The 11,375-nt window shown below is 62.9% G+C and carries 12 protein-coding genes; 2 read left to right on the forward strand and 10 right to left on the reverse strand.

All coding sequences use genetic code 11. The annotated features are described in order from the left end of the window. The first annotated feature begins 15 nt into the window (after positions 1 to 15). Positions 16 to 1,626: an ABC transporter permease gene (locus V6M61_RS14730; RefSeq protein ID WP_332777332.1), complete on the forward strand. Its 1,611-nt coding sequence runs from the start codon at positions 16 to 18 to the stop codon at positions 1,624 to 1,626. A gap of 124 nt (positions 1,627 to 1,750) precedes the next feature. Here V6M61_RS14730 and V6M61_RS14735 read toward each other — a convergent pair whose 3' ends face one another. The 9 genes from V6M61_RS14735 to V6M61_RS14775 all read right to left on the reverse strand — a co-directional run bounded on the left by V6M61_RS14735 (position 1,751) and on the right by V6M61_RS14775 (position 9,391). Then, positions 1,751 to 2,167 (reverse strand): VOC family protein, encoded by a 417-nt coding sequence (locus V6M61_RS14735; RefSeq protein WP_332777333.1) that lies wholly within the window; start codon positions 2,165 to 2,167, stop codon positions 1,751 to 1,753. Between the two features lie 350 nt (positions 2,168 to 2,517). After that, on the reverse strand, positions 2,518 to 3,468 hold the full coding sequence (locus tag V6M61_RS14740) for an ABC transporter ATP-binding protein (protein WP_332777334.1): 951 nt from the start codon (positions 3,466 to 3,468) through the stop codon (positions 2,518 to 2,520). Continuing rightward, positions 3,465 to 4,109: an ABC transporter permease gene (locus V6M61_RS14745; RefSeq protein WP_332777335.1), complete on the reverse strand. Its 645-nt coding sequence runs from the start codon at positions 4,107 to 4,109 to the stop codon at positions 3,465 to 3,467. Before V6M61_RS14745 ends, V6M61_RS14740 begins: the two co-directional genes overlap by 4 nt. A gap of 13 nt (positions 4,110 to 4,122) precedes the next feature. Then, entirely contained in the window at positions 4,123 to 4,746 is a 624-nt protein-coding gene (locus V6M61_RS14750) for an ABC transporter permease (RefSeq protein WP_332777336.1), read from the reverse strand. Between the two features lie 7 nt (positions 4,747 to 4,753). Then, positions 4,754 to 6,259, reverse strand: coding sequence for an HAL/PAL/TAL family ammonia-lyase (locus V6M61_RS14755; RefSeq protein ID WP_332777337.1), 1,506 nt, complete (start codon positions 6,257 to 6,259; stop codon positions 4,754 to 4,756). A gap of 45 nt (positions 6,260 to 6,304) precedes the next feature. Next, positions 6,305 to 7,186 carry a glycine betaine ABC transporter substrate-binding protein gene (locus V6M61_RS14760; protein WP_332777338.1) on the reverse strand — a complete coding sequence of 294 codons (882 nt, stop codon included), beginning with the start codon at positions 7,184 to 7,186 and terminating at the stop codon, positions 6,305 to 6,307. Positions 7,187 to 7,226: 40 nt separating this feature from the next. After that, positions 7,227 to 7,517, reverse strand: coding sequence for a hypothetical protein (locus V6M61_RS14765; protein WP_332777339.1), 291 nt, complete (start codon positions 7,515 to 7,517; stop codon positions 7,227 to 7,229). Further along, on the reverse strand, positions 7,517 to 8,353 hold the full coding sequence (locus V6M61_RS14770; RefSeq protein ID WP_332777340.1) for a phosphate/phosphite/phosphonate ABC transporter substrate-binding protein: 837 nt from the start codon (positions 8,351 to 8,353) through the stop codon (positions 7,517 to 7,519). Before V6M61_RS14770 ends, V6M61_RS14765 begins: the two co-directional genes overlap by 1 nt. Positions 8,354 to 8,377: 24 nt before the next feature. After that, positions 8,378 to 9,391, reverse strand: coding sequence for an ornithine cyclodeaminase family protein (locus V6M61_RS14775; RefSeq protein ID WP_332777341.1), 1,014 nt, complete (start codon positions 9,389 to 9,391; stop codon positions 8,378 to 8,380). Between the two features lie 158 nt (positions 9,392 to 9,549). On the opposite strand from V6M61_RS14775, the gene hutC reads away from it, so the two are divergent. Then, positions 9,550 to 10,260 carry a histidine utilization repressor gene (gene hutC / locus V6M61_RS14780; protein WP_332777342.1) on the forward strand — a complete coding sequence of 237 codons (711 nt, stop codon included), beginning with the start codon at positions 9,550 to 9,552 and terminating at the stop codon, positions 10,258 to 10,260. 257 nt (positions 10,261 to 10,517) lie between these two features. On the opposite strand, the gene V6M61_RS14785 is transcribed toward hutC, so the two are convergent. Then, a partial coding sequence (locus V6M61_RS14785; RefSeq protein ID WP_332777343.1) for an extracellular solute-binding protein occupies positions 10,518 to 11,375 on the reverse strand: 858 nt, incomplete at its 5' end.

Here is an 11,375-nt window from a genome sequence, read left to right on the forward strand (position 1 = left end):
CTTGATCTGGATTTCATGCTTCGCCGTCTTATTCCGTCCGCCTTTTTGTTGTTGCTGGTTGGCGTGCTCAGCCTGCCGGTGCTCGCCGTGGTGCTGTCGTGGGCGCAGTTCAACGCCGAAGCCCGGTCCATCCTGACACAGATGCTGCAGACCGTGTTGCCCGACTACGCACTGACGTCCCTGCTGCTGTGCCTGTGCGTGGCGCTGGGTGTGGCCATCGTGGGCATGGGGACGGCCAGCGCCGTGACGCTGTTTGAGTTCCCGGGCCGGCGCGTGTTTGAGTGGGCCTTGTTGCTGCCGCTGGCGATGCCGGCGTATGTGGTGGCCTATGCCTATACCGATTTCCTGCAGTACGCCGGACCCCTGCAGACCTGGCTCAGGACCAGCTTTGGCCTGCAGGGCCGTCTGCTGCCCGAGGTGCGCAGCCTGGGCGGCGCCGTGCTGGTCTTCACCGTGGCGCTGTACCCCTATGTCTACCTGCTGGCGCGCACGGCGCTGTCGGAGCGCGCGGCGCACCTGATGGAAGCGGCCCGCCTGCTGGGCGCGCCGCTGCGCCGCCGCATACGTGCCGTGGCCCTGCCGCTGGCGCGTCCGGCGGTGGCGGCGGGCGTGGCACTGGCGCTGATGGAAACGCTGGCGGACTATGGGGTGTCAAGCTACTTTGGCATCCAGACCTTTACCGCCGGCATTTACAAGGCCTGGCTGTCCATGGACAACCGCATCGCCGCGGCCCAGCTGGCGACCGTTTTGTTGCTGGTGGTGGCGGTGCTGCTGAGAATTGAACATGCCGCGCAAAAACGCATGCGCTTTGCCGCCAGCCGGGGTGCGCGCGCTGGGGCGGCAGATGCGGCGCCGACTCCATTGCGCGGTGGGCGCACCGTGCTGGCCTGGGTGGTCTGTGGGCTGCCGATTGCGCTGGGCTTTGTCCTGCCCGTGCTGTTCATGCTGCGCCCCTTGCTGGCCGGCTGGGAGCAACTGCCCTGGACGCAGTTTGCGCGCTGGTCGCTCAACAGCGTCGGGCTGGCGGGTCTGAGTGCGGCGCTGGCGACCGCGCTGGCCTTGCTGCTGGCCTTTGCCGCGCGGCGCCAGCCGCATTGGCTCACGCACTCGGCGGTGCAGCTGGCCAGCCTGGGCTATGCCGTGCCCGGCGCCGTGATCGTGGTGGGCCTGCTGCTGCCGGTGGGCTGGCTGCAGGCTGCGGCGCCGCAAACCGGCGTGGGTTATTGGGTCACGGCCACGGTGCTCGGCATTGTCTGGGCCTATCTGGTGCGCTTTAGCGCGGTGGCGCTGCAGTCCATGCAAAGCGGCTATTCGCGCATTCCGGCGAGTTTTGACGACAGCGCCCGCATGCTGGGCACCACGGGCACCGGCCTGCTGGCCCGGGTGCACTGGCCGCTGCTCAAGCGCTCGGTGGCGGCCGCGGGCCTGCTGGTGTTCGTGGACGTGATGAAAGAGCTGCCCGCCACGCTGGTGCTGCGCCCGTTCAACAGCGATACCCTGGCCGTGGTGACCTACCAGCTGGCCCGCGATGAACGCCTGGGTGAAGCCGCCTTGCCGGCCTTGGCGCTGGTGCTCGTCGGCCTGCTGCCGGTGGCGCTGCTCAGCCGAACCCTGCGCACCCGCTAGCGTTCAGGTCCGTCCGGTTTGTGGTTTGCCGGGTTTGATCTGGGTTCATAGTAAAAAGTGACCTCAGCCCTTGATGCATCTGCGTAAACAGCTATTGAATTAATAGCGGAAAGATTGACCGAGGCTAGGCCGGACTGGACCAGGGCGGCCCTTTGAGCTCGACCGTGTTGCCTTCGGGATCGGTGATGTAGAGGGAGGGGCCTTCGCCTTCCGCGCCGTAGCGTGAGGCAAGCTCTCCCGCCGCCACGCCGGCGGTTTCCAGCTGCTGGCGAATGGCCTGTTCGTCAAAGGGCTCCACCCGAAAGCAGAAATGGTCGAGGTTGCGGCCCTGCACGCCGGGCGCGGCGCCACCGGCCCGGCCCAGCGGCCCATCCACCGGGACGAGGTCGACCAGCGAGCGGCCGGCGCGCAACTGCACCAGGCCGATTTCATCCTGCCGGCGTTCCACGCTGCAGCCCAGCACCTGCGTGTAAAACGCGACCATCGCGTCGAGGTTCACGACACGCAGCACAAGGTGATCGATTTCCCGGATGGTGATCATGGCGTAGGGGTGGTTTGAGGACTATGGGGCTGTCCTGAAGGACGAACCATCTTAGCAAGTGCGTTCAAGCCTGCAAATCCGTGCCCGTGGCTCACCCAGCGGGCGCCGGCCCATGGGCGACCCGCATGAGACCTGTCTGGCTGGCCTGAATTTTCAAGCCTTTTATGGGGCTGGCCCTTTAAGGATTGCGCAAGAAGCTATCAAAACTATAGCGAATTTGACGGATCGATGAAATAGGCAGGATCAGCAAACAAACCCACGAATCGGTCCGGACAGCCTGAACAGGCATGGTGGCGTCGGCTTGAGCCCGTGCCTGCACGCGCCGCACATCTTGCGGGGTGTCCCTGAATTTATGGCTTTGCCACATTCGCTGCTTTGCGGATGGCGCCCAGGGTCACGCGGCCCAGCACTGTGCCGTTCGTGTCAACAATGCCGGCCTCATCGGCCCCGGCGTCCAGCATGACAGACAGGGCGTCGCGCAGAGGCGTGCCGGGCGGCAAACGCGGTGCGTCAGCGGCGGGCGCGCCCTCCTCGATGTACGGGCCCGCTGTCAGCAGCGCCAGCCTCTTCAGCGAGCGATCTCCCCCTACAAAGGCTTCCACAAACGAGTCGGCTGGGCACGCGAGAATGCGTTCCGGCGTATCGTACTGAACGACTTTGCCGGCGCGCAGGATGGCGATGCGCGAACCCATCCTGATGGCTTCGTCGATGTCGTGCGTGACAAAGACAATGGTTTTGCCGAGCTCGCGCAGGATGCGCAAAAACTCATCCTGCAGGCGCGTGCGGGTGATGGGATCGATCGCCCCGAAGGGTTCGTCCATCAGCATCACCGGTGGGTCGGCGGCGAGTGCCCGTGCCACGCCTACCCGCTGTTTTTGGCCGCCAGAGAGCTCGCGTGGGAAACGGTCCCGGTAGAGGTCAGGCTCCATGCCAACCAGCGCCAGCAGCTCATCCACGCGTTTGGCAATACGCGGCGCGTCCCAGCCCAGCATTTTCGGTACGGTGGCAACGTTCTCGCCAATCGTCATGTGGGGAAACAGGCCCACCTGCTGGATCACATAGCCAATGGACCGGCGAAGCTCCACCGCGTCGATCTGGGTCACATCCCGCCCGCCGACTTCGATCCGCCCCGAGTCGGGCTCTACCATGCGGTTGATCATCCGCATGGTGGTGGTCTTGCCGCAGCCCGAGGGGCCGATCAGCACGCAGATTTCGCCCGCATTGATGGTGAGCGACAGCCCATCGACAGCCGATTGCGCGCTGGCTCCGAAGGTCTTGGTGAGGCGGTCGAGTGTGATCATGCGCGAAGCCCTTGGGGAGTCATGCGGCGTTGCAATGCGCCAAAAAGAAAGTCAGTGCCCAGCGCCAGCAAGGAGACCGGGATGGCGCCCACCAGCAACTGTGGAATGGCCATCATCGCGATGCCCGCGGTGATGAAGTCACCCAGCCCACCGCCGCCAATAAATGCAGCAAGCACCGCGCCGGAAATCACCTGCACCGTACCCGTGCGCAGGCCTGCAAAAATGACCGGCAATGCCATCGGCAGTTCGACCTGCCATAAAAGGGCCGCCCGCGTCATGCCCATCCCGACAGCGGCATCGACGACATCGGCGTCCACGCCGCGCATGCCGACAATGGTGTGGGTCACGATGGGGGGCAATGCGATCAGCGTCAGGGCGAACAGGGCAGGCGCAAAGCCGGTCCCGAGAAGCGGCATGACCAGCGCGAGCACGGCCAGCGATGGCAGGGTGCGCCCGACATTGGCCGCGTTCACCACGGCCAGCGACAGGCCGCCACGCCGGGCAACGGCAATGCCGGCGGGGATGCTGATCAGCGCGGCCAGGATCAGTGCTGAAGCCGACAGTGCAATATGCACGCCCAGTGCCCGTGAAAACTGCGCCGGGTGGGCAAGTACAAAATTCCAGGCATCTAGAAGCATCATTTTTTCTTGAGGTTCAGGCTGCACGCCGGCGTTTAAGCTGCCGCTCGACCAGGGCGAGCAGCAGGTCGACGCTGACCGCCAGGGCGCAAGCCGTCAATGCACCCGCCCATATTTTGGCGGGATGGTCGCTGGCAATGCCGTTAAAGATCAGCGTGCCCAGTCCGCCCGCGTTGACATACGCGGCCACCACGGTCACGCTGATGACCGTGACGGCCGACACCCGCAGGCCGGCCACAATCAGGGGCAGGGCCAGCGGCAACTCGATGCGCCGCATGATCTGGCCCGCATTCATGCCCATGCCGCGCGCGGCATCGATCACGTCCGCAGGAACCTCCCGAATGCCGGTGGCAACGCTGCGGATCAGGATCATCAATGAGAACGCCACCATGGTGATGATGGCGTTGGTTCGGCCCAGCCCGACAAAGGGAATCAAGAATGCGAGAAAGGCCAGCGTCGGGATGGTGTAAAGAATCCCGGAGATGGTCATCACCGTGCCGTACAGCCGTTCACGCCGGGCGGCCACGATGCCGATGAGCAGCGACAGGGCGAAGGCAATCGTCAGGGCGGTCAGGGAGATGGCAATGTGCTCCCACAAGGCATAGGCGATATCGGTCCAGTTGCGCAAAAACCATGCCATAAAAATTTCACGCGGCCTTTGGGTTGAAAAGGCCGGCGGCAACGGCGCGTTCAACGCGGTCGATGTCGGGGCCCAAGGAGCGGTCTTCGTCCAGCACAGGAACCAAGCCGCGCAATTGCTCATAAGCCTGGCGTGCACCTTCGCCCATGGTGGTCTTCTCGATGTCTCGCAGGTCGACCGCCTGGGCGGAAATCAGCAATTCGATGGCGATGAGATAGCGGACACGCTCAAGCAGCTCGCCCAGCTTTTCCGCAACGCCCAGTGCCATGCAGGCGTGATCTTCCAGCGCTTCGGAGACGGGCATGTAGTCCAGCGAACCCGGATTGGCGCGCAGGCGTATCTCGGCCCACAAGGCGGTCAAGGTTTTTTGCACCGTGGCGAAGCCGGAGTGGGCTGGCCCGTGACGGGTCAGTTGCAGGGGCAGGCCCGTGAGTGCGGGTGACATAAACCGCTGGCAGCGGGCTACTGACATGCTGGATGCCTGCGCCAAAGCAATCGCGCAGGCATCCAGCGCCAGCGCCAGGGCCGGCACGTGAAAGTTTCCGTTGGAGAGCATGACGCCATCATCTGGCAGAACCAGAGGGCTGTCAGCGGCGCTGTTGAGCTCCACCTCCACCTGCGCTCTGGCCGCGTCGACCATGCCCTGGGCGGCGCCGTGTACCTGGGCCACGACACGCATGGAAACCGGATCCTGCACGCGACGGGCAGAACCCGGCGTCAAGAGTGCGCTGCCCTTGAGAAGCGCGCGCAACTGGTTCGCGACCTCAATCTGGCCTGTGGCGGGTCTGGCGGCGACCGCGCTGGGATGCAGCGGCGAGAGGTTGGCCCGAAAGCCCTCGTAGCCCAGCGCTACCGCTGCCAGCCAGGCATTCAGTGCAGCCGTCGCGTCGTGCAGCACCAGTGCGGCACGCGCCGTGGTGGCCGCGTTGGAGCTGATCAAGGCCAGGCCGTCCTTGGCGCCCAGTTTCACGGGCTTGAGCCCGGCACGCTCCAGCGCAACGCGGCCACTCAGCACTTCGCCTCCCAATTCGACCTCACCCTCGCCGAACAGTGGCAATGCAAGGTGCGAGAGCTGGGGCAGATCAGCCACGCCAATGGAGCCGAAGCGCGGCACCACCGGGTGCACCTGATGATTCAACAGCGCAATGCAGGCATCCAGCACATCGGGCGACACCCCGGACCCGCCGCGCGCCAGGCCGGCGATGCGGGCAAACTGCATGGCGCGAACGGAAGACCGCTCATAGGCCGGCCCGACGGCCACTGCACGGGCGCGGACGGCCCTGCGCTGGTAGTCTTCCAGATCACCTTCTGGCAGCACCGCTCCGGTGTTGGCGCCCAGCGCGGAATTGAGGCCATAAATCGGCAGGCCGGATGTAGATAAACGCATGACAACGTCGCGCGCCGCAGCGACGCGCGCACGTGCGCCGGATGCGAGCAAGACGGACTCGCCCCTGCGCGCCACACGCACCAGATCGTCTATTCCCACCCATTGTTCGCCGACTTCGATTGTCATGACACGGCAGCTTTCACCCGTTGATGCGCTGGTGTGCAGGCGGCGTTATTTGACGAGACCCTTGGCCTTGAGAAAGTCGCGCGCAACCTCTTTGGGTTCCAGCTTCTCCCCATCGACCTGGTAGTTCATCTGTGCCATGGTGGCTTCGTCGAGCAAGGCGCTGACGCGGTTCAGCACCTCACCAATTTTCGGGTTGGCTTCCAGTGCCTCGCGGCGAATGACAGGCGCGACGAAGTACGGGGGCCACAAGCTTTTGTCATCCCGCAGCCGCTTCAATTTCAAGGCACTGATCATGCCGTCCGTGGAGTAACCGTTGACCACCTGAATCTGGTCGTTCTTGAGCGCCTGATAACGCAGGCCGATGGCCATCTGCAAGTCTTCGCCAAACACCATGTCGTATTTGGCTTTCAGGCCCGGTAGGCCGTCCTTGCGATCGCGAAATTCGGGGCCTGCACCGATCTTCAGCTCTTTGGCGACCCTGGCCATATCCGACAGGGTTTCCAGCTTGTACTTCTGCGCCGTATCGGCGCGCACCACCAAGACGTAACTGTTGTTGAGGTTGGACTGGTTCAGCACCACAAACCCCATCTTGGCGTAGGCCTCTTTCACCTTGTCATAGACGGCCTTGGCGTCTGTCATGGGCTCCTGCTTCAGCACGGCGAGCAGCATGGTGCCGGTGTACTCCGGGTAGAAGTCGATCTGTTTTTCTTCCATGGCTTTTTGCGCAATCAGCGTGCCGCCGAGGTTGAGCTTCTTCTCGGTCTTGATGCCGGCCGCTTCCAGTGCCTGGGCGTAAATTTCCGCCAGTACAAACTGCTCGGTAAAGTTTTTGGAGCCCACGCGAACCGCTTGCTGGGCCTGTGAAGCAAGCGGCACCACGGCGGCGAGCGCCAATGCAGAAAAGGCCAAAAGTTTGCGAATTGTCATGATGATCTCCGGGTGAGGGTTGCGGCAGGAAAAGCGGACATTAACAGTTCTTCTGACTTCGTGCATACCATCTTGTGCTCCAGGAGAGCATCCATTTTGGCGAGCCAACTTGTATATACAACCAAATAATACTAGCACACGAAAATAGTCCGTGCAAGACGGAAAAGCACGCTGCGATGGCCGTTTTTTGCATAAGTACAGACCTCAAAACGGACTCTTGCAGACTCATTCGGGTTTGATGTTTTTTTTGTCGAATCACCTCGGTCCAGCGCACGGTTTCGGCCTGGACGCCAGCGGCGGCAAACAGCAAGGCGTGCAGAAAACGTTTCATCAGAGTTCCTCGAAAGGAGTCGTCGCCGCGGTTGCCATGGCCGCCAGGGGTCGGTAGTCGGCGGGATCGGGAATCGCAAAGCCTGCAAGCAACAAGCGTTCCATGACCGGCGCCAGTTCCGGCGCCGCGGCCGTTGCCAGCAGGGCCTCGCGCAGTCGCGCGAGCTCGTCACCGGGCAGGGTGGCGGTCGCTACCAGTGGCGGAATCGGTAGCGCCGATGTGCTGGCAACGATGCGCACCTGGGCGGCGAAGGCCGGTTCGTGGCGCCGCAGCAGATCGTGGTAGTAGCTGTCCAGCGGACCCACGTCGATGCGGCCTGCGGCCAGCGCCTCGATCACGCCGCGCGCGTGAATCAGGTCGCCGACCGCGACGCGGTAAAGCCGCGTCCGCTCAGCCGTGCGGTAGCTTTCAAGGTGGTGGCGAAGGGCCACGCCGCCTGACATGGAATCGACCAGCGTGTAGCCCACCACGCCGCCAAAAGTATCTTCGAGGGTGCGGTAAGGTGAGTCGGCGCGCACCACGATGTCCGTGAAGTACACCGGCTTGCCGCCGTAGCGGGCCGGTGACGGCAGCGGTGCGGCGACCAGCGTGGTCCGCCTTGCCTCATTGATTCGCTGCGCAAAGGGCAGGCCGCACATCATGGCCAGGCCAAGGTCATCACGCGCCCACAACACCGATAGGGGCGCCGGCGCGTCGTAGTCGATCACGTCCCATGGCAGGCCTGCGCGCGCCAGCACCCAGGCCAACAACTGTTGCCAGTCGGCCTTGACCAACGGGGTCGCCGAGTACATGCGGGCGTTGGCAACGGGCAGGGTGGTCATTTGGGCAGTGGTCATGGCGTTCACGGTCGCGTGTCGCCGTTAGCGGAAGCGCAACTGTTGCCCGAGATTCATCCGTTTGGCTTTTTCGAGCATGAAGGCGCCCAGCGCAATGTCCGACAGCGACAGGCCGCGATGCCAGAACAGATTGGTTTCATCATCGCTTTGGCGGCCGGGCTTGAGACCCGCGACGATCTGACCGAGCTCGGCATGCAGCGTTTGCTCAGACAGTTTGCCGGCGTCCACGTGGGCACGCAGTGCGCCGAAAGGCCCCGCCTTCGCCTGACCCCAGTCGTCCATCACCATTTTGTCCATGATGTCGGTGAGCGACAGCTCGACCGCACTCATGGTGCCGTAAGGAATAACGCAGGCGCCCTTTTTGATCCACTCGGTCTTGAGCATGGGTTCAGGCTTTTCAAGCCGCGAGGCCTCGACCACGATGTCTGCGCCGCGCACGCACGATTCCCAGTCGTCGGTCACCGTGATCTTTTTGCCCAGGTCTTTTTCAAGCTTTGCAGCAAAGGCATTGCGGCTTTCGGGCCGGCGAGAGTGCACGCGAATCTCGTCGAAGTGGTAGATCGAGTCGAGCAGGCGAACGTTCCAGTAAGACGTGCCGCGCGCACCGATGTGGCCCAGCACCTTGGAGTCTTTTCGCGCCAGGTATTTCGCCCCCAGGGCGGTAATCGCGCCTGTGCGCATGTCGGTAATGTCCGAGGCGTCGATGATGGCGATGGGTGAGCCGTTCTTTGGATTGAACAGGTTCAGGACTGCCAGCTCGGACGGCAGGCCGATTTCATAGTTGCGGTAGAAGTCGCCCACCACCTTCACGCCCGCCAAACCCAGCGGGCGGATGTAGCCGCGCAGCACATTGAAGTGGCCCGGATAGTCCTTTTCCGGCACCAGATGCATGCGCGGCTCGATCGTGGTTTGCTGGTTGCCTTGCGCATGCAGCGCCTGCTCCACCGCGGCAATGATTTCCGCGTCGGTCAGGGCCAGCGCCTGAACGTCGGGATGGTTCAGGTAGGTCAGATAGATTTCGGATGCATGGTCGGACATGGCTGTTCCAGGTAGCAAAAAGACTTTTCGGCGATTTGAGTCTCGATTGGTGTAAATCGTAGTTGTCTATACAACAGGTGTCAACTGGGGTAATCTACGGTTTGTGACAGCAACCTTTTTTTTGGGCGACAATTATTTTTTCTTACTCCAGCTGAAAAATGGCAATCACTCCACTGCCAGCCTATGGGCAGGTCAAGGCATTCATCAAGACACGCATCAGCGCCGGCACCTGGAGGCCGGGTGACCCGGTGCCCAGCGAGGCGGCCCTGATGCAGCAATTTGGCGTCAGCCGCATGACGGTCAACCGTGCGTTGCGCGAGCTGATGGGAGAAGGCTTGGTCACGCGGGTTCAGGGCTCGGGCACGTTTGTGGCGGAGCTGTACCGCATTTCTTCAACACTTATCATTCGTGACATTCACGAAGAAGTGATTGAGCGAGGCCATGTCCACACGTCTCGTTTGCTGCTGGCGGAATCCGAAAAAGCCAGTGCCGATCTGGCGCGCACGCTGGGCTTGCGCAAGGGAGCCCGCGTGTTTCACACCATACTGATTCACCAGGAAAACGGCGTGCCCATCCAGTACGAGGACCGTTATGTGAACCCGGCGGCTGCGCCGAATTATTTGAAGACCGACTTTACGCAGACCACGCCCACGCATCACTTGCTGGCAGAAGCACCATTGACCGAGGCGAGCTATTCGATTGAGGCCTGCCAGCCAACGGCGCTGGAGGCCAAGCACCTCGACATCAAACCCAATGAAGCCTGCCTGGCCATGATGCGCCGCACCGTGAGCGGCGCCCATATTGCCAGCGTTGCACGCTTGGTCTACCCGGGTTCCCGCTACAGTTTCGCCGGAAAGTTTCAGGCATGAGACCGCCGGGCCGCCCCAAGGGCTCGCACCGCAGCGCGCAGCGCGGAGGCTTCCAATGAACTGGCATATCGTCGGCTTGCCGGCGTGCCGGCAACACCCGAACAGGTCGAGTGGGGCGATACCCGCGCACGGCCACGCGGGGCAGGGCATTCCCTTCGTGCAGGGTCATGGAGTACCGCCTGCAAAGAACCCCAAACCATGGGGTTCCAAATCAGCGACATCTGCGAGCTTGATGCGTTGAAAGATGGAAGGTGCTGTCAGCGCTCCACCGTCTTGTTCCAGCGGGCATTCCAGGCCGGGCGATTTTCGTTGATCACGTCCCAGTCGACCGTGGTGGCGGTCTTCATGTACTCGTTCATCTGCTTGACCAGGGCTGCGGCGTCGCCCGTGGCTTTGGCCTTGGGGTTGGACGGAATCTGGTTGCCATGCTCGAGTGCCGCAGCCTGGGCTTCGGGTGACAGCAGGTACTGCGCCAGCTTGTGTGCCAGCGCAGGCTCGCTGTTTTTGGCGATCACGCACTCGCCTACGGTGAGCACGGCAGAACCTTCCTTGGGTTGCACGTACTCCACCGGGAGGCCTTTGTCCTTCAACACCCCGACCGCTGTCGGGGTCAGTGGGAACATGGCGGCCTCACCGGTCTGCACCATCTCTGCGATCTTGGCCGAACTCGGGATGTACTCCACCACGTTCGGGCCTATGGTGGTCGGCCAGGCCTTGAAGCCGGGCTCGACGTTCTTGTCGTTGCCGCCCTGGATGCGGTTGAAGAGCAGGAAGCCGTGCAGCCCGAAGGTCGATGAAGACAGCGACTGGAACACGACCTTGCCCTTGAACTTGGGGTCGGCCAGGTCCATCCACGAGGTCGGCGCGGCCCAGCCCTTCTCGGCGAACATCTTCTTGTTGTAGGCCAGACCGGTCATGCCGACGTTGACGCCGGCGGCCATGTCGCCCTTGAAGCGGGCGGTGGGGTACAGGTCATTGAGCGCGGGGCTGGGCTGCATCTTCTCGCACAGGCCCATGCCGATGGCGCGGTACATGATGCCGTCGTCGAGGAACATCACGTGCATCTGCGGGTTGTCTTTATTGGCTTGCGCCTTGGCCAGGATGTCTGACGAGGT

The sequence above is a fragment of the Polaromonas sp. genome, from assembly GCF_036676035.1.
GTDB lineage: Bacteria > Pseudomonadota > Gammaproteobacteria > Burkholderiales > Burkholderiaceae_C > Polaromonas.